This window comes from Serratia proteamaculans, from assembly GCF_949794035.1.
GTDB lineage: Bacteria > Pseudomonadota > Gammaproteobacteria > Enterobacterales > Enterobacteriaceae > Serratia > Serratia proteamaculans.
In genome coordinates this window covers 1,853,130-1,879,180 of the sequence record NZ_OX461105.1, presented here as the reverse complement: position 1 = coordinate 1,879,180, position 26,051 = coordinate 1,853,130, and the positions used below count along the sequence as shown (strand labels likewise).

Genomic DNA, 26,051 nt, shown 5'->3' with positions numbered 1-26,051 from the left:
ACAATGACGCAAACTTTTATCCCTGGCAAAGACGCCGCGCTGGAAGACTCTATCGCCCGTTTCCAACAGAAATTAAGCGATCTGGGTTTTAATATCGAAGAGGCCTCCTGGCTGAACCCGGTGCCACACGTATGGTCGGTTCACATCCGCGATCGCGATTGCCCGCTGTGCTTCACCAACGGTAAAGGCGCCAGCAAAAAAGCTGCGCTGGCCTCCGCTTTGGGCGAATACTTCGAACGTCTCTCTACCAACTATTTCTTTGCCGACTTCTATCTGGGCAAACAGATTGCCGAAGGCGATTTCGTGCATTACCCGAACGAGAAATGGTTCCCGATCCCAGCCGATGATTCGCTGCCGGCCGGCATTCTCGATGATCGTCTGCATGCATTCTATAATCCGGATCGGGAAGTTAACGCCAGCGATCTGATCGACCTGCAGTCCGGTAATGGCGATCGTGGCATTTGCGCCCTGCCATTCTCCCGTCAGTCCGACCAGCAGACGGTTTACATCCCGATGAACATCATCGGTAACCTTTATGTGTCCAATGGCATGTCTGCCGGTAACACCGCCAACGAAGCTCGCGTACAGGGCCTGTCTGAAGTGTTCGAGCGCTATGTGAAAAACCGCATCATCGCCGAATCCATCAGCTTGCCGGAGATCCCGGCCGAAGTATTGAACCGCTATCCGGGCGTGGTGGAAGCTATCGCCAAGCTGGAAGAAGAAGGTTTCCCGATCCTCTCTTACGATGCCTCACTGGGGGGCAACTACCCGGTGATCTGCGTTGTGCTGTTCAACCCGGCTAACGGCACCTGTTTCGCCTCGTTCGGCGCCCATCCTGATTTTGGCGTGGCACTTGAGCGTACCGTGACTGAACTGCTGCAGGGCCGTAGCCTGAAGGATCTGGATGTGTTCACCGCGCCAACCTTCGACGACGAAGAAGTCGCAGAGCATACCAACCTGGAAACCCACTTTATCGATTCCAGCGGTTTGATCTCCTGGGATATGTTCAAGCAGGATGCGGATTACCCGTTTGTCGACTGGAGCTTCAGCGGCAGCACGCAGGAAGAGTTCGCCACGTTGATGAGCATCTTCGATAAAGAAGGCGCGGAAGTGTACATCGCCGACTACGAACATTTGGACGTGTATGCCTGCCGCATCATAGTGCCGGGCATGTCCGATATTTACCCTGCGGAAGACCTGCTGCTGGCCAACAACAGCATGGGTGCGCACCTGCGTGATCTTTTGTTGGCTCTGCCGGGCAGTGAGTGGGAGCCGCAAGAATATCTGGCGCTGATTGAACGCTTTGACGACGAAGGCCTGGACGATTTCACCCGCGTGCGCGAACTGCTGGGTATTGCTTCCGGTAAAGACAACGCCTGGAACACCCTGCGCGTTGGCGAGTTGAAATCAATGCTGGCATTGGCCGGTGGCGATATGGACCAGGCCCTGATCTGGGCCGAGTGGACGCAAGACTTCAACGCTTCGGTGTTGAGCCCGGCACGCAGCAACTATTACCGTTGCCTGCAAACGCTGCTGTTACTGACACAAGAACCTGACCGCGATCCGGCGCAGTACTACACTGCCTTCGTGAAGATGTACGGTCAGGAAGCGGTAGATGCTGCCTCTGCGGCCATCAGCGGCGAAGTGCGCTTTAACGGCCTGTTCGCAGTCGATAACGATCTGAAAGCCTTGCCGGCTCATCAGGCGCTGTTAGCGGCCTACGAAAAACTGCAGAACGCCAAACGCCGTTATTGGGCGCAAGCATAATCTCAGTCCCTTTGCGCCGGCGGTCCGCTGCCGGCGCAATACTCAAATTGCCCCCTGTCGCCTCTCTCCAAATTATCAACATCTTATTTTGACGGTTAAATAAGCGGTTTTTCTGCTTATTTTTTTCGCTTAATTACGCACTTATCAGCAAACAAGACAAATAAAACGGAAATTGTTACCAGTCGGTAAAATAATAATTAACCGATAATTAAACGCTGACCGTCGGAGAGTGACAAAATGCATGAAAATTTAACCTTTCCGAGAAGGTTCGGATGGTTTATTCAAAATTATTTGCAAACATTAAAAAATAGTTTTACAATAAAATTCAATTAGTTAACTCAATAAACCTTGCGATTTATCTGGTTTTTGGCCGCTTTAGTTTCTCGCCTTATGATCCAAATCAATTTTTACCCTATACTGCTTTGCTAGTATCTCATTGCGTTGTTTTAACCCTTAAAAGCGAGAGTTAGTGTGAAAGCTGACAACCCCTTCGATCTGATATTACCTGCAGCAACGGCGAAAATCGCTGAGGATGCAGGTGTGTACAAAGCCACCAAGCATCCGCTGAAAACGTTTTATTTGGCGATCACTGCCGGTGTCTTTATTTCAATCGCATTCGTGTTTTATATCACGGCGACTACCGGCACTGCCGGTGTGCCTTTCGGCCTGGCAAAATTGGTCGGCGGCATCTGTTTCTCCCTGGGGTTAATGCTGGTCGTCGTTTCGGGCGCCGACCTGTTCACTTCTACCGTACTGATTGTCATCGCCAAGGCCAGCGGCCGTATCAGCTGGTGCCAGCTGGGTGCCAACTGGCTGAATGTCTATATCGGTAACCTGATTGGCGCACTGTTCTTTGTGGCACTCATCTGGTTCTCTGGCGAACACATGGTGGCCAACGGCCAATGGGGCCTGAACGTCCTGCAAACCGCTGACCACAAGCTGCATCACACTTTTGTTGAGGCCGTCTGCCTCGGCATTCTGGCTAACCTGATGGTCTGCCTGGCGGTGTGGATGAGCTACTCAGGCCGCAGCCTGATGGACAAAATGTTCGCCATGATCCTGCCGGTCGGCATGTTTGTCGCCAGCGGTTTCGAACACAGCATCGCCAACATGTTTATGATCCCTATGGGTATCGTGGTTAAAAACTTCGCCACGCCAGAATTCTGGCAAGCCATAGGGGCAACACCTGAGCAGTTTGCTCATCTGACCGTAAGCAACTTTATCATCGACAACCTGATCCCAGTCACCATTGGCAACATCATTGGTGGCGGTTTGCTGGTTGGGTTGACTTACTGGGTAATTTATCTGCGTGGTGGTGAACAACAGCACTAAGCTGTTAGTTACCGCGCGCCGAGTTAGAACTCCACAATTAAAGGTAGGTGTATAATGACCGAACTTAACGAGAAGTTAGCCAAAGCTTGGGCAGGTTTCAGTAAAGGTGACTGGCAGAACGAGGTCAACGTTCGTGACTTCATCCAGAAAAACTACACTCCTTACGAGGGTGATGAATCCTTCCTGGCCGGCGCAACTCAGGCCACTTCCACCCTGTGGGACAAGGTTATGGAAGGGATCAAACTGGAAAACCGCACCCATGCGCCAGTTGATTTCGACACCAACGTTGCAGCTACCATCACTTCCCACGACGCTGGCTACATTGCCAAAGAGCTGGAAACCATCGTTGGCTTGCAGACTGATGCACCACTGAAACGTGCGCTGATCCCATTCGGCGGCATCAAAATGGTAGAAGGTTCTTGTAAGGTCTATGGCCGTGAACTGGATCCACAGCTGAAAAAAGTGTTCACCGAATACCGCAAAACCCACAACCAGGGCGTATTCGATGTTTACACCAAAGACATTCTGAACTGCCGTAAATCCGGCGTGCTGACCGGTCTGCCAGATGCTTATGGCCGTGGCCGCATCATCGGTGACTACCGTCGCGTAGCCCTGTACGGCATCGATTTCCTGATGGCCGACAAACTGAATCAGTTCAAGTCACTGCAGACCAAGCTGGAAAACGGCGAAGATCTGGAAATGACCATCCAGCTGCGTGAAGAAATTGCTGAACAGCATCGCGCTCTGGGCCAGATTAAAGAAATGGCGGCCAAATACGGCTGCGATATCTCTAAGCCGGCTACCAACGCACAAGAAGCCGTACAGTGGACCTACTTCGGCTACCTGGCCGCAGTGAAATCCCAGAACGGTGCAGCCATGTCCTTCGGCCGCGTGTCTACCTTCCTTGACGTGTTCATCCAACGCGATATCGAAGCAGGCAAACTGAACGAAGAACAGGCGCAGGAACTGATTGACCACCTGGTGATGAAACTGCGTATGGTGCGCTTCCTGCGTACTCCTGAGTATGATGAGCTGTTCTCCGGCGACCCAATCTGGGCGACTGAGTCCCTGGCAGGTATGGGCGTTGACGGCCGTACTCTGGTCACCAAAAACAGCTTCCGTTTCCTGAACACCCTGTACACCATGGGGCCGTCTCCGGAACCGAACATGACCATCCTGTGGTCTGAAAAACTGCCGTTGAACTTCAAAAAATACGCAGCGAAAGTGTCTATCGACACCTCCTCCGTACAGTATGAAAACGACGACCTGATGCGTCCTGACTTCAACAACGATGACTACGCCATCGCCTGTTGCGTTAGCCCGATGATCGTCGGCAAACAAATGCAGTTCTTCGGTGCCCGTGCCAACCTGGCGAAAACCATGTTGTACGCCATCAACGGCGGCGTTGATGAAAAAATGAAAATCCAGGTTGGCCCGAAAGAAGCGCCAATGATGGATACCGTGCTGGACTATGACAAAGTCATGGAACGTATGGACCACTTTATGGATTGGCTGGCCAAGCAGTACGTGACCGCGCTGAACATCATTCACTACATGCACGACAAGTACAGCTATGAAGCTGCACTGATGGCACTGCATGACCGTGACGTTTACCGCACCATGGCTTGCGGCATCGCAGGTCTGTCCGTTGCGGCTGACTCCCTGTCTGCTATCAAGTACGCTAAAGTATCCACCATCCGTGATGAAGACGGCCTGGCCGTAGACTTCAAAATCGAAGGTGAATACCCGCAGTTCGGTAACAACGATGCTCGTGTTGATGACATCGCCTGTGACCTGGTAGAACGTTTCATGAAGAAAATTCAGAAACTGCGTACCTACCGTAATGCTGTAGCGACTCAGTCCGTACTGACCATCACTTCCAACGTGGTTTACGGCAAGAAAACCGGTAACACCCCAGATGGTCGCCGTGCTGGCGCTCCATTCGGTCCAGGTGCTAACCCAATGCACGGCCGTGACCAGAAAGGTGCCGTAGCCTCTCTGACTTCCGTAGCCAAACTGCCGTTTGCCTATGCGAAGGATGGGATCTCCTACACCTTCTCCATCGTGCCAAACGCACTGGGTAAAGACGACGACGTGCGTAAAGCCAACCTGGCGGGCCTGATGGACGGTTACTTCCACCACGAAGCTTCTATCGAAGGCGGTCAGCACCTGAACGTCAACGTGATGAACCGTGAAATGCTGCTGGACGCGATGCAAGATCCTGAGAAATATCCTCAGCTGACCATCCGCGTATCCGGTTATGCCGTTCGCTTCAACTCGCTGACCAAAGAACAACAGCAAGACGTAATTACCCGTACTTTCACTCAGTCGATGTAATTGCCCCATCCGGGCGGGGTTTCCCGCTCGGTGGTTAAGCTGAACCCCGGGGCCGGATCTTTCCGGCCTTTTTAATAAATGCTAGTTCCCTGACTCAGCACGAGTCTGTTTTGCCAGATAGCTATACTTGATGGATATCCGGCAAAACAGTTATCCGGCGTAATAACCGGCCAACAGGAATCGTTCCACCCCAGTCGTCGGGCCCTGCCCGCTTACTGCATCGCTGATCCCTGGCTGGCGGTTATGAGCCTACTTTTAGACTGCGTTTGACAGTCAATATTGGAGAAAACCCCGCAATGTCAGTGACAGGTCGCATCCACTCCTTCGAATCCTGTGGCACCGTAGATGGCCCAGGGATCCGCTTTATCGTTTTCTTCCAGGGCTGCCTGATGCGCTGCCTGTATTGCCACAACCGTGATACCTGGGATACCCACGGTGGGAAAGAAGTCACCGTCGAAGAATTGATGAAAGACACCGTCTCCTATCGCCACTTTATGAATGCCTCCGGTGGCGGCGTTACGGCTTCCGGCGGCGAGGCTATTCTGCAGGCCGAATTCGTCCGCGATTGGTTCCGGGCTTGTCATGAAGAAGGTATCAACACCTGTCTGGACACCAACGGTTTTGTACGACGTTACGATCCGGTGATCGACGAACTGCTGGATGCCACCGACCTGGTGATGCTGGATCTCAAACAGATGAACGACGACATTCACCAGAATCTGGTCGGCGTTTCTAACCACCGCACGCTGGAATTCGCCCGCTATTTGGCGAAGCGCAATCAGCGCACCTGGATCCGTTATGTGGTAGTGCCGGGTTGGTCAGATGATGACAAGTCAACGCACCTGCTGGGTGAGTTCACCAAGGACATGACCAACATCGAGAAAATCGAACTGCTGCCTTACCACGAACTGGGCAAGCACAAGTGGGTAGCGATGGGGGAAGAGTACAAGCTGGACGGGGTTCATCCGCCGAAAGCGGACACTATGGAGCGCGTCAAAGGTATTCTGGAAAGCTACGGCCACAAAGTGATGTACTGATCCGCTAGCAACAACAAAAAACCCGGCACGGTATGGCCGGGTTTTTTATGCTCAGGCGGCAGCAAACGGAGTGTGTTGCGGGTCCGGCTTTTTCAATAGCATCATCAGATAAACCAGAGCCACCGCGGCGATCATCACAAACAGCGATTGGTCGGAATAATTTTGCATCAGTAGCGCCGTCATCGACGGGCCAATCAGGCTGCCGATGGTGTAACTCATCAATAGCGCCTGGTTCATTGCCACCAGCTCATGCGGCAACGTCTTCTCACAGGCCCAGGACATCGCCACCGGATACAGGGTAAAGCCGGCACAGCCGAGAATGAACAGCGATGGTGCCATGGCAGAGTGACTGAGCATCGCCACGCTGGCGAGGATCACCACAAACACCTGAATGCGCAGTACCAGCAGGCGGCCATAGCGGTCAGCCAGTCGCCCCACCGGCCATTGACCAACAATGCCGGAGCTGACCAGCAGCGCCATCCAGTAACCGACGTTGGCATCACTCATCCCCTGATGGGATAAATACAGCGGCATCAGACCATACAGTGAACCAAGCACAATCCCGGAGATGATGCAGCCATTGATACCCAACCGGGCACTGCGGCGTTTCAGCATCGGCCATACCGCGGCCTGTTGGGGTTCATCGTGCTGGCTGTTCACCCGGGCAAACAACATCGGCAACATGGCGCTGATCACAATGGCTGTTACCCAAGGCACCACGTTCAACAGTTCGGTAGACACCATACTCAACAGCAGTTGGCCGACCACCGTACCGAGGTAGTAAACCATCATATAGGCCGCCAGCAGTTGGCCACGGTTGGAAAGATTACCGCTGCGCAGTAAGGCGCTCTCAACAATCACCCAAATCCAGGCACAGCCGATACCGGCAAAGAAACGCCACCCCATCCAACTCCAGAAATCAAGCGACAACGCCATACCGGCGGTCGCCACGGCGAACACCACGCAGGCAAGATGATAGCTGCGGGTAAAGCCAATGCGCTGGATCAGTTTGCCCGCAATCAGCGTGCCGAACAGATTGCCGGTAAAGTAAGAAGAACTTACCATCCCCACCTGCCCGGTTGACAACTGAGCATGGGTTAACCAAAGAGGAACTAACGTATTCAATACGGCAATAGAAACCGTGAGCAACAACAGGCCACAGAGCAGCAGGAGCACTGGGCGGGAATATGCGGACATAGTGAGATTAAAACCGAACGCGCAATGAGAGTGCGCGCATCATGCCACTGGCGATAAAAAAGTCAATCAGCTCTTATCAGTACACCGCACAATTTGTATTACACAGGCTGGAAGACGCAAAAACCTTTATGCTGAGCACTGATAAACCTCGCGGGGAGGAAGGACATGATGGAAAGCAAAACAGAGACTGCCGTCACTACACTGTTGAGTGATATTGCCAGCACCCACGCTGAGCTTTTACCGGTGATTCAGCGCGTTCGCCAACTGGCCACCGCCTTGGGTGACAATGTCTGCGAATCGATACGTTTCGCCGTATGCCGAACCGATGAACAGCCGCCGGCGTTTGTACGCCTGACGGCCGTTCATTTTTTATCAGAAATGCAGGTCCAAAGACTCAACTTCGGCAGTGCATTCTTCACCCCAGGCGCTCAGGGTAATTTGCGCCAATTGCGCCAGCCCCTGATAGAAAGGATGCTGCGCATTTGCCTGCAACAATTCCAGATAGCGCGGAGCCCAAGGCAGCACATGTTTGGTCAGCAGCTGTTCAACCAGCCCACCCTGACGTTCTTCAGCTAACCATGCCACCATCATCAACAAGGTGCCGATGTGATCTTCCGGCTCATTGCGATCGTGTTGCGCATCAATGCCATTCGAACGTAACCACCGGCGCAGACGCAGGGTGGAATTGCCAAACAGCACGTTCTCTTTGTCCAGATACACCGAACCCCATAACGGAGCCGGTAAGGTGTCAGGCCCGACAAACAGACGTTGGTAAGCCTCTGCCAACGACTCCTCTTGCTCATCTTCAATCCCGGTAGCGATCAGTGCTGCCGCAGTCTGCAACTGCTCGGCGTCGCCATACGGCCATTCTTTGACCCACTCAGATTCAGACAAGGTTGCCAACAACTGTTGACCGTCTTCACTTTCTGGCGGTGCATACAACAACACACCCAGCACCCGGCCCGTTAAAGCGATATTTTCAAGCGTCATAAATCAAGGATCCTATTAAGGGCACAGCGAACTGTGCCTGACTACAATATTAACCGGCTACCGCCATGCCAACGGTCATATGCAGGCCGTAGAACACACCACGCCCTACCAGCTCACCAGCGATAACCAAAATCAAACCTAAAACCATCCCCATCACGCTCGCGTTACCCCGGCGCAACAGTGGGCAAATCCAACAACCTAAACCTAACACCACCAATACCAGCCGCCCAACCATTAACTGGCCGTATTGAGGGATCAACGTTGATGCCTGCTGTACCGAGCTGGTGATACTGGCCAACTCATAGCCTTGCATCATCACCGCACCCAGGCTTACCAACAGCGCCACTACGCTCAGAATAGCCAGCGAGTAGCGGGCCGATACCGCTAATCCAGCCGCACGCAGTAACAGAACGCCCAGCAATGGCCCGCCGATCAGCGTCGTCAGGAAAAAGTTCAGCGTAGTGTAACCGTTATGCCAGGTTGGCACAGTATCGATTTGATACACCCGCGTCATGGCGTAAACAAAGACTATGCCCGACGCCATGGTCACCCACAGCCACACTTTGCCCAACGCCGCTGGCATTTTGCCCAGCACCGCCAGTAACCAATAGACCCCCCCGACGGCGAAGAACAACGCGCCACCGGCAATTTCGTTGCTCAACGCCGACGCGCCGACGCGGTTTAAAGAGTTAAACGCCCGTAACGGTGAACCCAGGTGCAGGGTAGATGCGACAAAAGCGATGCCCATCAGCAACCATAAGAAGAACATTGAGCGATGCACCGCCCGGTCCTGCTGCTGGTTCAGATTGCCACCGATCACCGCAATTCCCATAACGATGATCGCCCCCACTACAGATTGCCCCAATACGGTAAACAGCATCAGCGGCCATTCATGCCATCCCATGCCCATATTAAACCTCCTTCGGATTGGCCAGATAACCCGTGGTATCACCACTCGGTCGGCTATTGGCATTGGGTTTCAGCACGATGCACGGCCGGGTAAAATGCGCCGCCGGCAGCGGGGCCACCTGTGCCAAAGTGCCATGCTGCTGGCGTAGTTGCTCGATAGGACCAAAATCCAGGGCCCGCAGCGGGCAGGACTCCACGCAGATAGGCTTGTTGCCTTCTGCCACTCGCTCATGGCAACCATCGCATTTGGTCATGTGCCCTTTGGCCGCATTGTACTGCGGCGCGCCGTACGGACAGGCCATGTGGCAATAGCGACACCCAATACACACCTCTTCATTCACCACCACAAAGCCATCTTCCCGTTTGTGCATCGCACCGGTCGGGCACACTTTGGTACAGGCGGGATCTTCACAATGGTTGCAGGCGATCGACAAATAATAGGCAAACACGTTTTGTTGCCAGCCTTCGCCATCCTGTTGCCAATCGCCTCCGGCATATTCATAGATGCGGCGGAAGCTGACATCCGGTGTCAGGTTTTTATAGTCCTTGCAGGCCAGTTCGCAGGTTTTGCAGCCGGTGCAACGACTTGAATCGATAAAGAATCCATATTGCTGAGTCATTGGCTACCCCTTATACCTTTTCGATTTGAATCAGATTGGTATGCTGCGGATTCCCCTTCGCCAAAGGCGAGGGACGATGGGTGGTCAGGGTATTCATGCAGGCGCCATGATCGACCCGATCACCGCTCATATCCGCCTGATGCCAGGCTCCCTGGCCCATGGCTACCACACCCGGCATGATGCGCGGCGTTACCTTGGCTTCGACCCGTACTTCGCCACGGCCGTTGAACACCCGCACCTTGTCACCGGCGAGGATCCCACGCGATTGCGCATCCAGTGGGTTGATCCACACTTCCTGGCGGCAGGCCGCCTGCAAAATATCGATATTGCCGTACGAGGAGTGGGTGCGCGCCTTGTAGTGAAAGCCAAACATTTGCAGCGGGTAGGTTTTACGCAGCGGATCGTCCCAGCCTTCAAAGGTAGAGGCATAAACCGGTAACGGGCTGATGGTTTCGTCTTTCTCCAGTTGCCAGTCATTGGCAATCTCAGCCAGTCGGCTGGAATAGATTTCTATCTTGCCGGACGGCGTTTTTAACGGGTTCGCTTCCGGATCCTGACGGAAATTTTTGTAAGCCACGAAATGGCCATTGGGATCTTTACGCTTGTAGATCCCCATGCTGCGCAACGCTTCATAGCCCGGCAGCAGGGGATCCCGCGCCTGCATTTTGGCGTACAAATATTGCAGCCATTGTGCCTGGGTACGCCCTTCGGTGAACTTCTGATGCACCTCTGGCCCCAAACGACGCGCTACTTCACTCAGCACCTCATAGATGCCTTTACGTTCGAATTTGGCGGAGGTGGCGGGTTGAATAAAGATCAGATAGCCCATGTTACCGGCATAGTCGTTAGGAATAATGTCTTCCTGTTCGACGGTCATCAGATCCGGCAGCAGAATATCGGCATATTTTGCCGACGAGGTCATAAAGTTTTCCAGCACCACTATCATTTCGCATTGGGAATCGTCCTGCAAAATATCGTGGGTTTTATTGATGTCGAAGTGCTGGTTGGTGATGGTATTACCGGCATAGTTCCAGATGAACTTGATCGGTACGTTCAGTTTATCCTGGCCACGAACCCCATCGCGCCTGGCGGTCATTTCCGGGCCTCGTGCAATGGCATCAGTCCAGCTAAAACAGGAGATTTGCGCTTTGACCGGGTTGGTCAATACCGGCATACGCTCAATGGTGATGGTATAGGTGGATTCACGCGCCCCACTGTTGCCGCCATTAATGCCAACATTGCCGGTCAGAATCGGCAACATGGCGATGGCCCGAGAGGTCAATTCACCGTTGGCCTGCCGCTGCGGCCCCCAGCCCTGGCAAATATAGGCCGGTTTCGCGCTGCCTATTTCCCTTGCCAGTTTGATAATGCGATCTGTCGGAATGCCGGTAATTTTTGCCGCCCACTGCGGCGTTTTTTCAACGCCATCCTCGCCCAGCCCAAGAATATAGGCCTTGTAATGGCCATTTACCGGGGCATCGGCAGGTAAGGTTTTTTCGTCGTAGCCAACGCAATATTGGTCCAGGAAGGGTTGATCGACCAGATTCTCGCTGATCAACACGTGCGCCAGTCCAGCCACTAATGCCGCATCCGTACCTGGCCGAATCGGGATCCATTCATCCTCACGTCCGGCGGCAGTATCGGTATAACGTGGATCGATAACGATCATCCGTGCATTAGAGCGTTCACGCGCCTGCTCCAGATAATAGGTAATACCGCCACCACTCATCCGCGTTTCCGCCGGGTTATTACCGAACATCACCACCAATTTGCTGTTTTCAATATCCGAGGTGCTGTTACCTTCATTGCTGCCATAGGTGTAAGGCATGGCGCAGGCGATTTGCGCGGTGCTGTAAGTGCCATACTGGCTCAGGTAACCGCCATAGCAATTCATCAGACGGGCGACCAGTGAAGCATTCGGCGATGAGCGGGTAATATTGCCGCCGACAATGCCCGAGGTGTAATTGATATACACCGCCTCGTTGCCATATTGCCCGACAATCCGCTTCAGGTTGTTGGCGATGGCATCATAAGCTTCGTCCCAGCTGATACGTTTGAATTTGCCTTCACCCCGTTTACCGACGCGCTTCATGGGATAATTCAGGCGGTCAGGATGGTTCATTCGGCGACGAATAGAACGACCGCGTAAACAGGCTCGCACCTGGTGGTCGCCATATTCATCCAGGCCGGTATTATCGGTTTCGACCCAATAAACTTCGTCGTCGCGGACGTGTAAACGCAAGGCACAGCGACTGCCACAGTTAACCGAACAAGCGCCCCAGACGACTTTGTCCTGTGCGGTTTGTAGCACACTTTCACTGATTGAAACCGCTAAAGCACGCCGGCTAAAGGGCAATGCGATACCCCCGACGGCCAGCGCCAACCCGACTATGCCGCTGGATTTTACCAACGTACGACGGCTGAATCCCCCGGACTCCTGACGGTTTGTTTTGTTTTCCGACATAACTCACTCCACGTTTTACCCTGGTATTGATAAACGTCATGCCCTTGATTCAAGGCAGCGATCAGAGGAGACAGATCCGATGTCTGTTGATGAGCCTGAGAAAAGCCCTCCTCTATGAGTGGATATTACTCAGAAGTGAGTAGTGAACTTTGTCTGCTATCAATAAAGCGGGGGAAGTATCTGAAAGAAAAAGGGCTTTCGAACAAAGGGGTAACAATTTTCTTATAAAAAAAGCGCCCGTAGGCGCTTTTCGTGGAACAGCTAACTTATTAACCGATATATTCCAGGCCACCCATATATGGGCGTAATACTTCTGGTACCTGAATACGGCCATCGGCCTGCTGGTAGTTTTCCAGCACCGCCACCAGCGTACGACCTACTGCCAGACCAGAACCGTTCAGCGTATGCACCAGGCGCGGCTTCTTCTCGGTTTTGCTGCGGCAGCGGGCTTGCATACGGCGCGCCTGATAATCCCACATGTTGGAGCAAGACGAGATCTCACGGTAAGTGTCCTGCGCCGGCAGCCACACTTCCAGATCGTAGGTCTTGCATGAGCCTGCACCCATATCACCGGTACACAGCAACATTTTGCGGTATGGCAGGTTCAGCAACTGCAGCACTTTCTCTGCATGACCGGTCAGCTCTTCCAGCGTAGCCATAGAGTCTTCCGGACGGACGATCTGCACCATCTCAACTTTGTCGAACTGGTGCATGCGGATCAAACCACGTGTGTCACGGCCATAAGAACCGGCTTCGGCACGGAAACAAGGCGTATGCGCGGTCAACTTCAGCGGCAGAGATTCCTCTTCCAGGATCTCGTCGCGCACCAGGTTGGTCAATGGTACTTCTGCCGTTGGGATCAGCGCATAGTTGCTGCTGTCGGACTCTTCTTCCAGCGGTTTGGTGTGGAACAAGTCTTCACCAAACTTCGGCAACTGGCCAGTACCGTACAGCGTGGCATGGTTAACCAGATAAGGAACGTAGGTTTCCTGGTAGCCGTGCTGTTCGGTATGCAGATCCAGCATGAACTGGGATAACGCACGGTGCATGCGGGCGATTTGCCCTTTCATCACCACAAAGCGTGAACCCGTCAGTTTTACCGCCGCGGCAAAGTCCAGACCCCCGGCCATTTCGCCCAAGTCGACGTGATCGCGCACCTGGAAATCGTACTGGCGCGGTTCGCCCCAGCGGCTGACTTCCTGGTTATCGCTGTCGTCTTTGCCGTCTGGCACTTCATCGTCAGGCAGGTTCGGGATCGCCAACGCATAGTCACGGATTTCAGCCTGCAGCTGGTCCAGCGCGGCCTTGGCCGTGTCCAGCTTGTCACCCAGTTCGTTTACTTCGCGACGCAGCGGCTCAATGTCTTCCCCGCGCGCTTTAGCCGCGCCGATGGATTTCGATCGGGAGTTACGTTCTGCCTGCAGCGTTTCGGTTTCTACCTGCAGAACTTTGCGACGCTCTTCTTGAGAACGCAGCAGATCCAGATCGAGTTTAAAGCCTCGGCGAGCCAGTTTGACGGCGACTGCGTCTAGCTCATTACGCAGCAGATTGGGATCGAGCATGCTAATCCTGTGCTTATTGTTATTGAAAGAAAATTTGATGTTTTATTCGGCTGAATTTATAGCCGCATAAAGGAAGAGTGATACCCGCTAACCTTACCGCAACGGCAACGCTAGCGGTAGCGTTTTGTCTGGCTATTTTGATCCTGCTCAGCAAGCCATGCCAGCTTTTCACCGATTTTACCTTCCAGCCCGCGAGTGGTTGGATGATAGTAACGCGTCTTGGCCATTTCGGGCGGGAAATAATCTTCACCGGCGGCATAGGCATTGGGTTCGTCGTGGGCGTAGCGGTATTCTGCACCCAACCCCATTTCCTTCATCAGCTTGGTTGGCGCATTGCGCAAGTGCTCGGGTACGTCATAATCAGCCATCTCTTTGGCATCACGTATTGCCGCTTTGAAGGCGGTGTAAACCGCGTTGCTTTTTGGCGCACAGGCCAGATAGACGATAGCCTGGGCTATCGCCCGTTCACCCTCCGCCGGTCCTACCCGAGTGAAGCAGTCCCAGGCCGCAATAGCCACCTGCATACCACGCGGGTCAGCATTACCGACATCTTCAGAAGCAATCGCCAGCAACCGGCGTGCCACGTACAAGGGATCGCCCCCGGCGGTAATAATACGGGCATACCAGTACAGCGCAGCGTCCGGTGCTGAACCACGCACCGATTTATGCAGCGCCGAGATCAGATCGTAAAAGCGGTCGCCTTTATTATCGAAACGCGCACTGCGTTCCCCGGAGACTTCTTTCAGTAATTCCGGCGTCAATACGCGGATGCCTTTGGCGTTGATTTCCGCCATGTCCGCCATCATCTCCAGGCTGTTCAGCGCCCGACGGGCGTCGCCGCCCACCAGCTCCGACAACATGCGGCGCGTCTCTTCCGGCAGTTCGATATTCTGGCCACCCAAACCCCGGCTGTTGTCTTGCATCGCCTGATCCAGCACCTGACTGATATCTTCGGCAGTCAGTGCCTTCAGTAAATAGACGCGAGCACGCGACAACAACGCCGAGTTAAGCTCAAAGGACGGGTTTTCGGTGGTGGCGCCGATAAAGGTGATGGTGCCGTCTTCAATATGCGGCAGGAAGGCATCCTGCTGGCTTTTGTTGAAGCGGTGCACCTCATCGACAAACAGGATAGTGCGGCGACCGGAGTCACGGTTTTGACGTGCGCGCTCAATCGCCTCACGGATCTCTTTAATCCCGGACGTGACGGCAGAAATACGTTCGACGTCCGCCTGGCCATAACGGCCGATCAATTCCGCCAGCGTGGTTTTCCCGGTGCCCGGTGGCCCCCACAGAATCATCGAATGCAGTTGTCCCGCCTCGATAGCCCGCGGCAAAGGCTTACCGGCAGCCAACAGATGCTGCTGGCCGATGTATTGTGCCAGCGTAGTCGGCCGCATCCGCGCGGCCAACGGCTGGAATTCATTCTGGGAAAAATCGAGCGACATATTACTCACGCGGACCTCACTGGCGCTGGTCGTCCAGCGTCACCCCCTTCGGCGGGGTAAATTTGAATTTGCTGGCATCAGCCGCGACATTCTGCTGGCTTTTCAGCGCGTAAGAACTGCGTTGGCCGTCCTGCTCAACCGCGGCAAAACTGCGGATAGTGCCGCTGTTATCCACGGTAATAGCGAACTGTTTCAGGTTGCCGCTGCTGGATTTTGGCGTCAGCTCAAAATCATTGCCCTTCTGCTTAACGTTGTACTGTTTCCAGTCATTGGCGTTATTACGGGTGATCAGCATAAACGGCGTGTTGCCGGTGGCGTTTTTCAGCCAGGTGGCAGTGACCTGCTCAACAAAGGGATTGTAGAACCACAGGGTCTGACCGTCTGACACCAGTACGCTCTCGTCCGGCGAGGTCATGTGCCAGTTAAACAGATTCGGGCGCTTAACCCAGAGTTCGCCTTCACCCTGCTGTACCGCCGCGCCATCGCTGCTGGTCACCGTCTGGGAGAAGCTGGCGTGGAAACTGTTCACTTTCGCCAGACGACTTTGCAAATCCTGCGCGGCGTCGGCCAGCACAGAGGTGGAAGCGAAACCCGAAAGCAGACAACAGGCAACTAACAGTTTTTTCATTATTCCAGATACCTTATGAAATGCGTTAACCGCAAGGCGGTGCCGTGCGGGTCAAATTAACCCTTAAACACCTTTACTCTACCCGAAGCCATTCGCCGGCAGATAGGCCAATGTTCCGAGAAGCCGATGGGTTTACGCTTCTTTGCACAAGGGCCGCTAAGCGGCCCTTTTAATTAAATAACAACGATTAAAACTTCATCAGTCATGCCGTGGCGGTGCCAGCACCTCGCGGTTGCCGTTGTGCCCCTGCTCGCTGACGATGCCCTGCGCTTCCATCTGTTCGATGATACGCGCGGCGCGGTTATAACCGATGCGGAACTGACGCTGTACGCCGGAGATAGAGGCGCGGCGTTTATCCACCACAAACTCCACCGCCTGATCAAACAACGGATCCAGCTCTTCGTCACCGTCCAGACCACCGCCGGAACCCCCCTCACCGTCGTCACCGGCGTTGAGGATACCCTCTTTATATTGAGGTCGTTCACGCGCTTTCCAATCCTTAACCACTGCATGCACTTCCTGATCGCGCACAAATGCACCATGCACACGTACCGGAATGGAGGAGTTAGGGGCCAGATACAGCATGTCACCCATCCCCAGCAGGGATTCAGCACCGCCCTGATCGAGGATGGTGCGCGAGTCAATCTTGCTGGATACGGTAAAGGCAATACGGGTCGGGATGTTGGCCTTGATCAGGCCGGTGATCACATCCACCGACGGACGCTGAGTTGCCAGCACCAGGTGGATCCCCGCCGCACGCGCTTTCTGCGCCAGACGAGCGATCAGTTCCTCGACCTTTTTGCCGACCGTCATGATCAGATCGGCAAACTCATCGACCATCACCACGATGTAAGGCTCTTTCTCCAGTACCGGCGGCGTGATGTCCATGCTGTCGGTCGGTTTCCAGAACGGATCCGGGATCGGACGCCCCATGGCTTCAGCCTGATCGACGCGTTCGTTATAACCGGCCAGGTTACGCACACCGAGCGCAGACATCAGCTTGTAGCGACGCTCCATCTCGGCGACACACCAACGCAGGGCATTGGCGGCGTCTTTCATGTCGGTAACCACGTCGGTCAACAGATGCGGAATGCCCTCATAGACTGACAGTTCCAGCATTTTCGGGTCGATCATGATAAAGCGCACTTCTTTCGGCGTGGCCTTATACAGGATGCTCAGGATCATGGCATTGACCCCGACCGACTTACCGGAACCGGTGGTCCCCGCGACCAGCAGGTGTGGCATTTTAGCCAAATCGGCCACCACCGGTTCGCCGGAAATGTCTTTACCCAATACGATCGCCAGCGGCGACGGATTGTCGCGGAACGCCGGGCAGTCCAGCACTTCTCGCAGATAGACCGTCTGACGTTTGACGTTAGGCAGCTCCAACCCGACGTAAGGCTTGCCGGGGATCACTTCCACCACACGCACCGCGGAGGTCGACAGTGAACGCGCCAAATCGCGCGACAGGTTGGAAATACGTGCAGCCTTGACGCCCGGAGCCAAATCCAGCTCGAAGCGGGTGATGACCGGACCTGGTAAAATGTCCACCACGTCGGCTTTCACCCGGTAATCGGCCAGGCTGGCCTCCACCAAACGCGCCTTTTGTTCCAGCGCGAAGGAATCTACCGGTTCCACCTCTTTCGGGGCTTCGGTCAGCAAATCCAGCGTCGGCAACGGCGTGGTCGGTTTTTGCAACGGCATATCGTTGCGCATCAGGAACGGGTGTATCAGGCTGTCCATCGCCGGTTGCTGCACAGCGGCAGGTTCCGGTTGCGCCACAGGCTGCTGATAGGCTGGCGGCTGTTGCTGCACTGCCGGTTGCTGCTGCGGTTGTTGGTAAGCAGGCTGATAGGACTGTGCCGGCGGAATCTGAGGCTGAGCCGGCGCGGCGGGCTCAAACTGACCGAACGGCACATCGTCTTCACTCTCGCTTTGCTGCTCAATGCATTCTTCCAACTGTGGCGACAAGGTGAACAATGGCTCAACCGGGCCATCATCAACCAAATCATCCATCGGCGAGAAGCCGAACGCATTACGGGTATCGACCGGCGTAGTTGGCTGCACCGATGGCGCGACTTCTGGCTGGCCATAGCGCTGGCTTTGCTGGTTGGCAAACGCTTGACGCAGTGCGGCCTCCTGCAGAGCAGCTTCATCATCCAGATTATCCGACGCAGATTCCTCACCGTAACGCTGGCTTTGCTGCTCGGCAAATGCCTGACGTAACGCCGCTTCCTGCAGGGCTTCATCATCTGGCGAAAGATTATCCGCATTCTGCAATGGCTCATCGTCCCCTCGGGTGCGCTGTTCCTGTTCGGCCATGCGCTGCGAAGGCAGTTTGATGCCATAAGAAGCCAGTTCACGACGAGTCGGAATGCGTACCGGATTAGGACGCGGTAATTCAGGGCCGAGGCCTTGTTTCACCTGCGAGTTAGCATCACTGGTAGCGCTAAAGGCCGGCATAAAGGTATTGGCGGCAACAGCACCGGCAATCGCCGCCGCTGCGGCAGGTGCCTGAGGTTTCACGCTGCCAAACGGGGTAACGGCAGGCTCAGCGGCACTGAAGCCGGCCGGAGCGCTGACGTCAACGCTATCACGCTGGGCGGCAGAAAAATCAAACGGGGAACGGTCTGGCGACGGCGATACGGCCGGTGCGTCCCAGTTCCCCATACGCGGTTCATCGTCGTCCCGGTAAGGATCGGCCTGGCGCGTCAACTTCGGCGTCGGCGTCTCTTCAGGGATTTCAAACGAATACAGCGGCGGTGCGGTGTTTTCTGCTACCGCACTCATCGGATGCTGGTTCACCGAGGCCGGAGCCACAGGTGCTGCAGTAACCGACGGTGCCTGAGCCACGACAGGTGCCGCAGTGACAGGGGCGCTGGCTACCGCTGACGCGACAGGCGCGGCATCGGCCTCATCGTCATCATTAGCCCGCAGACCGCTGAGTAACGGATCTTCGGCATCTTCCGCCGCCATTTTGGCGGTTTCCGTTACCGAAGGCGCAGAGAACAACACGTCGTCTTCCGCCGCATTGGCCGCCGTTGCCGAGGTAGCCACAGCAAGCGCGGCATCCTTGTCAGCGGATTCAGGCTGATCTTCGACGTAGCGCTCATCATCGTCATGATAACGGTCTTCACGACGTGAGCGGTTGGTCATAAAGGTGGCCGTACCCAGCACCACGCCGCCGATGCGCTCGGCGATCACCAACCAGGACCAGCCGGTAAACAGCGTCAGCCCCGCAGCCCAAACGCACAACAGCCCCAGGGTGGCGCCGATACCGTTGAACCACGGCAACATGGCGTTGCTCAGCAAGCTGCCAATCACGCCGCCGGATGCGAAGTAATAGAGGTCGTCGACATTCAATGCCGCCAGGCCACACGAGGTGAGCACCAGCGCCAACGTGCCGATCAGGCGCAGTGAAAGCGCAAAATAGTCGATGTATTCGCCATTGCCGCGCTGACGGTAAGCCGCCCAGCACAACACCAGCATGATCGGCGGTATCGCATAGGCGAGTACCCCGAAGGTGAAGAACAATGTGTCGGCCATCCAGGCCCCGACGCCACCGCCCAGGTTATGAATAGGCTCATGCCACGCGGTCTGCGACCAGCTTGGGTCAGAGGGATTAAAACTGACCAAGGCAGCCATGAGGTAAATGGCAAAAATGGCTACCACAATCAACACAGCTTCGAGCAAACGGCGACCGCTGCTGAGTTTTCTCAAGGTAACTTCTTTATCTTCTGTATATTCCTGGCTCAAGAAAGGCTCTCCAGGTTCCTGTTAGCTGACATAGCAACAGCGCCGAGAAGCTTCCCCGGCGCCGAAACTGTATGAATAAACAGGAGTGTAACCAATTTAATCAGGTTTTGCACCTGCACCCTACCGTGTTTTGATAACCAGACGGTTACTCTGTTTCACTTCTTCCATTACCACGTACGTACGGGTGTCGTTAACCCCCGGCAGACGCAGCAAGGTTTCACCGAGCAACTTACGGTAAGCCGACATATCCGGCACGCGGGTTTTCAACAGATAGTCGAAATCACCGGACACCAGATGACACTCCTGAATTTCTTCAAGCTTCTGAACGGCTGAGTTGAATTGCTCAAACACATCCGGCGCACCGCGATTCAACGTGATTTCCACGAAAACCAACAGGGAAGCGTCCAGATAATGCGGGTTGAGCAAAGCGGTATAGCCATGAATAAAACCCTGGCGCTCGAGGCGGCGCACGCGTTCTAAACATGGAGTTGGAGATAGCCCCACGCGCTTCGAAAGCTCAACGTTCGAAATACGCCCATCCTTCTGCAGCTCGTTCAGGATATTGCGGTCGATACGGTCGAGATCTTTACCCGGGCGTTTCTTATTGTCTGCCATTATTATTGTCTCTCTTATTTTCTTCCCTGCACTTGCCACACCCTAACCAACATCAATGTGTAAGGGTTCGTTCCAAGCGAAGACCCAATGCCTGTCATATGCTTCACTACCATCATCACCCCTTGTGCAGTCTGTCTGTCAAACCCTGCACCGGGTAGTTAAATGACGTTATTGCAAGAAGAAATCCCCCTCGCTTGCGCGGTGTCCCCTCACCCGCCGCACGCGGCTTCAGCAACGGCGCAAAATTCTGCGCCAACGCCGTAAATACGTACGATTTACTGCAGGGACAGGGATAATTTCTTCTTCCTATGATGTTTTCGCAAATGCGCAGCGGATTGTCAAAGTAAAAGAAGCAAAATCAGAAGAACGTACCGTCATGAAAAGTTAGCACCCCGTTTTTAGTTATGAATCGCTGGCTTAAAAACCCCGCTGCCAAGGCGCTTAAACCCGCTTTACGGGCTGTTTCTGACCCATTGAGTACACCACAGTGTTGAGTGGCTTCCATAAGTTAAATTGCTGCGTTTTACGCTCGCTTTAGCAGCAAAATAATAATTAATAGGCCATGACTATCAAACAAATCGTTAACAACATCCCCTGACGCTTTTTTTAATGCCGCATTTTCCCTACAATCGAATCCATTGTCCGCCATTGTGGGAAAAGAGGTTATTCATGGGCACGGCTAAACACAGTAAATTATTGATCCTGGGCTCCGGCCCGGCTGGCTACACCGCCGCCGTTTACGCAGCGCGCGCCAACCTGAGCCCGGTATTGATTACCGGTATGGAACAAGGGGGTCAGTTGACCACCACCACCGAAGTGGAAAACTGGCCGGGTGATGCCGAAGGCCTGACCGGCGCGGCGCTGATGGAGCGTATGCGTGAGCATGCGGAAAAATTCCAGACCGAGATTGTGTTTGACCACATCAACAGCGTTGAGCTGCAGAACCGTCCGTTCCGTCTGTTTGGCGACAACGGCGAATACACCTGTGATGCTTTGATCATCGCCACTGGCGCTTCCGCACGTTACCTTGGCCTGCCTACCGAAGAAGCGTTCAAAGGCAAAGGCGTGTCTGCCTGTGCCACCTGCGACGGTTTCTTCTACCGCAATCAAAAAGTCGCGGTCGTCGGTGGTGGTAATACCGCCGTGGAAGAGGCTTTGTACTTGTCCAACATCGCGGCCGAAGTTCACCTGATTCACCGCCGTGACAGCTTCCGTTCAGAGAAAATCCTGATCAACCGGCTGATGGAGAAAGTGAAAAACGGCAATATCGTGCTGCATACCGACCATACCCTGGACGAAGTGCTGGGCGATCAGATGGGCGTGACTGGCGTACGCATCCGCAGCACCAAAGCGGAAAACCAAACGCAGGACCTGGAACTGGCTGGCGTGTTTATCGCCATCGGCCACAGCCCGAACACCAGCATTTTCGGTGGTCAGCTGGAACTGGAAAACGGCTACATCAAGGTGCAGTCCGGCATTCACGGTAATGCCACCCAGACCACCATTCCTGGCGTATTCGCTGCCGGCGACGTGATGGACCACATCTACCGCCAGGCGATCACCTCCGCCGGGACCGGTTGTATGGCGGCGCTGGACGCTGAGCGTTATCTGGACGGCATTGCCGGCGCAGAAGTGCTGTAACCCCACACTGTCATTTTGAAAAGCGGCTATCACAGCCGCTTTTTTTTTGCCGCCATCTTTCTGTTATACCGCTATTTGACCGCTTTATTATTTTCAGTCTGTCGGGTGAAGAGGTAACATTGGCCTTCACTTGTTCGCTTCAGGTTGGGGCAAACACTTTTTTTAACAGTACGTTAACCTTGTCTGTACCCACAGGCGCCGGCGACGCAGACCCATATCTGATGAAAAAAACCAGACAGCAACAGTTAACCCATTGGCTCAAAACTCAGAGCCCCCTGGCGCAGCGTTGGTTGCGCCTTTCCATGTTGTTGGGGCTGATAAGCGGCATTCTGATTGTCGCCCAGGCATGGCTATTGGCTGCCCTGCTCCACGCGCTGATTATCGAGCACGCCCCGCGCGAACAGCTGATCCCCTCGTTTATCTGGCTGGCCGCCACCTTTGCATTGCGGGCGGTGTTGAGTTGGCTGCGTGAACGCGTCGGTTTTATCTGCGGACAGGTGATCCGCCAGCGTATGCGTCAGCAGGTGCTGGATAAACTGCAGCAACTCGGCCCGGCCTGGATCCAGGGCAAACCGGCCGGCAGTTGGGCCAGCATCATCGTCGAACAGATCGAAGACATGCAGGATTATTATTCTCGCTATCTGCCGCAGATGTACCTGGCGGTGTTTATCCCCGTGCTGATCCTGATTACCGTATTCCCGATAAACTGGGCCGCCGGCCTGATCCTGTTGACCACCGCCCCGCTGATCCCCATGTTTATGGCGCTGGTCGGTATGGGTGCCGCAGACGCCAACCGCCGCAACTTTGTGGCGCTGGCACGACTGAGCGGTAACTTCCTCGATCGCCTGCGCGGGCTGGATACGCTGCGCCTGTTTAACCGGGCTGAAGCGGAAACCGCGCAGATTGCCAAATCATCCGAGGATTTCCGTACTCGCACCATGGAAGTCTTGCGACTGGCATTTCTGTCCTCAGCGGTGCTGGAGTTCTTTGCCTCTATCTCCATCGCCGTGGTGGCGGTCTATTTTGGTTTCTCGTTCCTTGGCGAACTTAATTTTGGCAGCTACGGCACCGGCGTTACGCTGTTCGCCGGTTTCCTGGTGCTGATCCTGGCACCGGAATTCTTCCAGCCGCTGCGTGACCTTGGGGCCTTCTACCATGCCAAAGCGCAGGCGGTGGGCGCAGCAGAAGCGCTGGAAACCTTCCTCAGTGCCGAAGGCGAGCAAATGGGTAGCGGCACGCAAACGCTGGATAGCGATGCACCGCTGGAGTTGCAGGCGCAGGATCTGGAGATCCTGTCACCGGATGGCGTGCTGCTGGCCGGCCCGCTGAGCTTCACTCTGCCCGCGAACCAGCGCATTGCTTTGGTCGGGTTGAGTGGTGCCGGTAAAAGCTCGCTGCTGAACCTGCTGCTCGGTTTTCTGCCCTATCGCGGTTCTCTGACGGTCAACGGCATCGAGTTGCGCGAGCTGGCCGCCGAAGGCTGGCGTCAGCAGCTTGGCTGGGTAGGACAAAACCCGCACCTGCCGGCTCAAACGCTGCGGGCCAATATCCTGCTGGGCAACCCGCAGGCCAGTGACGCCCAGTTACAGCTGGCGGTAGAGCAAGCCTACGTCGGTGAGATCCTGCCGCATTTGCCACAGGGATTAGAGACTGAAGTCGGCGATAACGCCGCCCGTCTCTCCGTCGGCCAGGCCCAGCGCGTAGCGGTTGCCCGGGCGCTTATCAGCCCACGTCGTTTGCTGCTGCTGGATGAACCGGCCGCCAGCCTTGACGCCCACAGTGAACGGCGGGTGATGCAGGCGCTGAATGCCGCCTCGCATCAGCAAACTACCCTGCTGGTGACCCACCAGTTGGAAGACACCGAAGACTACGACCAGATTTGGGTCATGGACGGCGGGCACATCGTCCAGCAAGGCGATTACGCCACGCTGAGTGCCCAACCGGGCCTGTTCGCCAATCTGATTGCACACCGCAGCGGGGATCTATAATCATGCGCGTTTTGCTGCCGTTTCTGGCGCTATACCGTCGTCACAGCCTGCTGATCTGTCTGGGCATTGTACTGGCCATCGTTACGCTGCTGGCCAGCATCGGCCTGCTGGCGCTGTCTGGCTGGTTCCTCGCCGCCTCGGCCCTGGCCGGGCTGGCGGGCCTGTTTACTTTCAACTACATGCTGCCGGCCGCCGGTGTCCGCGGTGCCGCCATTTTCCGCACCGCCGGGCGCTACGCCGAACGCGTGGTCAGTCACGATGCCACCTTCCGCGTGCTGTCCCATCTGCGGGTGTTTACCTTTAAAAAGATCCTGCCACTGTCGCCGGGCGGCATTGCCCGCTTCCGTCAGGCCGACCTGCTTAACCGTCTGGTGGCGGATGTCGATACGCTGGATCATTTGTACCTGCGGGTGATCTCACCGCTGGTCAGCGCTGCCGCCGTGATTGTGGTCGTCACTTACGGCCTGAGCTGGCTGGACACTTCCCTGGCACTGACGCTGGGGGGCATTCTGCTGATGCTGCTGGTGCTGGTACCCCCGGTATTTTATCGTGCGGGCAAGCCAATTGGCGGCCAGTTGACCACTCTGCGCGGCCAGTACCGTACCGACCTTACCGCCTGGCTTCAGGGCCAGGCCGAACTGGTGGTGTTTGGCGCCGTTGAAAGCTTCCGCGCCGATCTGGATACCACCGAGCAGCACTGGCAGCGCCGCCAATGGCAGCAGGCCTCGCTGGGCGGCATCGCGCAGGCACTGATGATCCTGGCTAGCGGCCTGACAGTCACCTTGTTGCTGTGGCTCACTGCGGCCGGTATCGGTGGCGACAGCCAGCCCGGTGCGCTGATTGCGCTGTTCGTGTTTGCCGCGCTGGCCTCATTTGAAGCGCTGATGCCGGTGGCTGGCGCTTTCCAGCATCTTGGGCAGGTGATCGCTTCCGCCACCCGGGTGAAGCAGGTCATCGACCGGCAACCGGAGGTCAGCTTCCCTACCCGCGGCCCAGCGGCTGAGAAAGGCGCTGCCCTGAGTCTGCAACGGCTGACCTTCACCTACCCCGACCAACCGCTGCCGGTAGTGCAGGACGTCACGCTGGAGATTGCCGCCGGTGAACACATTGCTCTGCTCGGGCGTACCGGCTGTGGCAAATCGACCCTGCTGCAATTGCTGACCCGCGCCTGGAACGCCGATAGCGGCCAGGTGCTGCTCAACGGCCAGCCACTGAGCGCTTACGATGAAACCACGCTGCGCCAGATGACCACCGTCGTCAGCCAGCGGGTGCATATTTTCAGCGATACGCTGCGTGAAAACCTGCGCATCGCTGCCCCGGCGGCAACCGATGAACAACTGCGCGGGGTCTTGCAGCAGGTCGGGCTGGACAAGCTGCTGGAGAACGAGGGGCTGAATGCCTGGCTGGGAGATGGCGGTCGCCAGCTTTCCGGCGGTGAGCAGCGTCGTCTGGGCATTGCCCGTGCGCTATTGCATCAGGCCCCCCTGTTGCTGCTCGATGAACCGACCGAAGGCCTGGATGCCGAGACCGAACAGCAGATCCTGGCACTACTGCGCCAACATTGTCAGGGGAAAACGCTGATCCTGGTCACCCACCGTCTGTATGGGCTGGAGCACCTGGACCGCATCTGCGTGATGGACGGCGGTCAGATTGTCGAGCAAGGTGATCATCTCACCCTGATGCGTCAACAGGGGCGTTACGCCCACTTCCGCCAACGTATCAGTGGTATACCGCTGTAAAATGGCCTGTAGAGGACGCTGAGA

General features: G+C 55.4%; 17 protein-coding genes. 7 read left to right on the top strand and 10 right to left on the bottom strand.

All coding sequences use genetic code 11. The features are described 5' to 3' along the window. Window positions 1-3: 3 nt before the first annotated feature. From ycaO to pflA, 4 genes are all read left to right on the top strand, one after another. On the top strand, window positions 4-1,767 hold the full coding sequence (gene ycaO, locus QOT07_RS08815; protein WP_099061746.1) for a 30S ribosomal protein S12 methylthiotransferase accessory factor YcaO: 1,764 nt from the start codon (window positions 4-6) through the stop codon (window positions 1,765-1,767). A 471-nt stretch (window positions 1,768-2,238) separates the two neighbouring features. Then, window positions 2,239-3,099 carry a formate transporter FocA gene (gene focA, locus QOT07_RS08810; RefSeq protein WP_099061747.1) on the top strand — a complete coding sequence of 287 codons (861 nt, stop codon included), beginning with the start codon at window positions 2,239-2,241 and terminating at the stop codon, window positions 3,097-3,099. Window positions 3,100-3,153: 54 nt separating this feature from the next. Next, a complete protein-coding gene (gene pflB / locus QOT07_RS08805; RefSeq protein WP_099061748.1) occupies window positions 3,154-5,436 on the top strand; it encodes a formate C-acetyltransferase in 2,283 nt (760 codons plus the stop codon). A 296-nt stretch (window positions 5,437-5,732) separates the two neighbouring features. Then, the gene (gene pflA, locus QOT07_RS08800; protein ID WP_085116064.1) at window positions 5,733-6,473 is read left to right on the top strand and encodes a pyruvate formate lyase 1-activating protein; all 741 of its coding nucleotides are present in this window, start codon (window positions 5,733-5,735) and stop codon (window positions 6,471-6,473) included. A gap of 51 nt (window positions 6,474-6,524) precedes the next feature. Here the strand turns inward: pflA and QOT07_RS08795 are convergent, their stop codons facing one another. The 10 genes from QOT07_RS08795 to lrp all read right to left on the bottom strand — a co-directional run bounded on the left by QOT07_RS08795 (window position 6,525) and on the right by lrp (window position 20,659). Next, window positions 6,525-7,670 carry an MFS transporter gene (locus tag QOT07_RS08795; protein WP_099061787.1) on the bottom strand — a complete coding sequence of 382 codons (1,146 nt, stop codon included), beginning with the start codon at window positions 7,668-7,670 and terminating at the stop codon, window positions 6,525-6,527. A 372-nt stretch (window positions 7,671-8,042) separates the two neighbouring features. Then, window positions 8,043-8,660: a Tat proofreading chaperone DmsD gene (gene dmsD, locus QOT07_RS08790; protein WP_085116062.1), complete on the bottom strand. Its 618-nt coding sequence runs from the start codon at window positions 8,658-8,660 to the stop codon at window positions 8,043-8,045. Between the two features lie 49 nt (window positions 8,661-8,709). Beyond that, window positions 8,710-9,570: a dimethyl sulfoxide reductase anchor subunit gene (locus tag QOT07_RS08785; RefSeq protein WP_261426948.1), complete on the bottom strand. Its 861-nt coding sequence runs from the start codon at window positions 9,568-9,570 to the stop codon at window positions 8,710-8,712. A gap of 1 nt (window position 9,571) precedes the next feature. Then, on the bottom strand, window positions 9,572-10,189 hold the full coding sequence (locus QOT07_RS08780; protein WP_085116061.1) for a DMSO/selenate family reductase complex B subunit: 618 nt from the start codon (window positions 10,187-10,189) through the stop codon (window positions 9,572-9,574). A gap of 10 nt (window positions 10,190-10,199) precedes the next feature. Further along, window positions 10,200-12,653: a selenate/tellurate reductase subunit YnfE gene (gene ynfE / locus QOT07_RS08775; RefSeq protein ID WP_283602939.1), complete on the bottom strand. Its 2,454-nt coding sequence runs from the start codon at window positions 12,651-12,653 to the stop codon at window positions 10,200-10,202. Between the two features lie 269 nt (window positions 12,654-12,922). Further along, window positions 12,923-14,215, bottom strand: a complete 1,293-nt coding sequence (gene serS / locus QOT07_RS08770; RefSeq protein ID WP_099061790.1) for a serine--tRNA ligase — start codon at window positions 14,213-14,215, stop codon at window positions 12,923-12,925. Between the two features lie 110 nt (window positions 14,216-14,325). Continuing rightward, complete coding sequence (locus QOT07_RS08765; protein ID WP_099061791.1) at window positions 14,326-15,669, bottom strand: replication-associated recombination protein A; 1,344 nt, start codon at window positions 15,667-15,669, stop codon at window positions 14,326-14,328. 7 nt (window positions 15,670-15,676) lie between these two features. Then, window positions 15,677-16,288 carry an outer membrane lipoprotein periplasmic chaperone LolA gene (gene lolA, locus QOT07_RS08760; RefSeq protein WP_085116057.1) on the bottom strand — a complete coding sequence of 204 codons (612 nt, stop codon included), beginning with the start codon at window positions 16,286-16,288 and terminating at the stop codon, window positions 15,677-15,679. Between the two features lie 198 nt (window positions 16,289-16,486). Then, a complete protein-coding gene (locus tag QOT07_RS08755) occupies window positions 16,487-20,044 on the bottom strand; it encodes a DNA translocase FtsK 4TM domain-containing protein (protein ID WP_283602938.1) in 3,558 nt (1,185 codons plus the stop codon). Between the two features lie 120 nt (window positions 20,045-20,164). Then, the gene (lrp, locus tag QOT07_RS08750; RefSeq protein ID WP_004928318.1) at window positions 20,165-20,659 is read right to left on the bottom strand and encodes a leucine-responsive transcriptional regulator Lrp; all 495 of its coding nucleotides are present in this window, start codon (window positions 20,657-20,659) and stop codon (window positions 20,165-20,167) included. A gap of 669 nt (window positions 20,660-21,328) precedes the next feature. On the opposite strand from lrp, the gene trxB reads away from it, so the two are divergent. The 3 genes from trxB (at window position 21,329) to cydC (ending at window position 26,027) form a co-directional block, all read left to right on the top strand. Then, a complete protein-coding gene (gene trxB, locus QOT07_RS08745; RefSeq protein WP_283602937.1) occupies window positions 21,329-22,300 on the top strand; it encodes a thioredoxin-disulfide reductase in 972 nt (323 codons plus the stop codon). 221 nt (window positions 22,301-22,521) lie between these two features. After that, window positions 22,522-24,288 carry a heme ABC transporter permease/ATP-binding protein CydD gene (gene cydD / locus QOT07_RS08740; protein WP_283602936.1) on the top strand — a complete coding sequence of 589 codons (1,767 nt, stop codon included), beginning with the start codon at window positions 22,522-22,524 and terminating at the stop codon, window positions 24,286-24,288. 2 nt (window positions 24,289-24,290) lie between these two features. Further along, the gene (gene cydC / locus QOT07_RS08735; protein ID WP_283602934.1) at window positions 24,291-26,027 is read left to right on the top strand and encodes a heme ABC transporter ATP-binding protein/permease CydC; all 1,737 of its coding nucleotides are present in this window, start codon (window positions 24,291-24,293) and stop codon (window positions 26,025-26,027) included. Window positions 26,028-26,051: the final 24 nt, after the last annotated feature.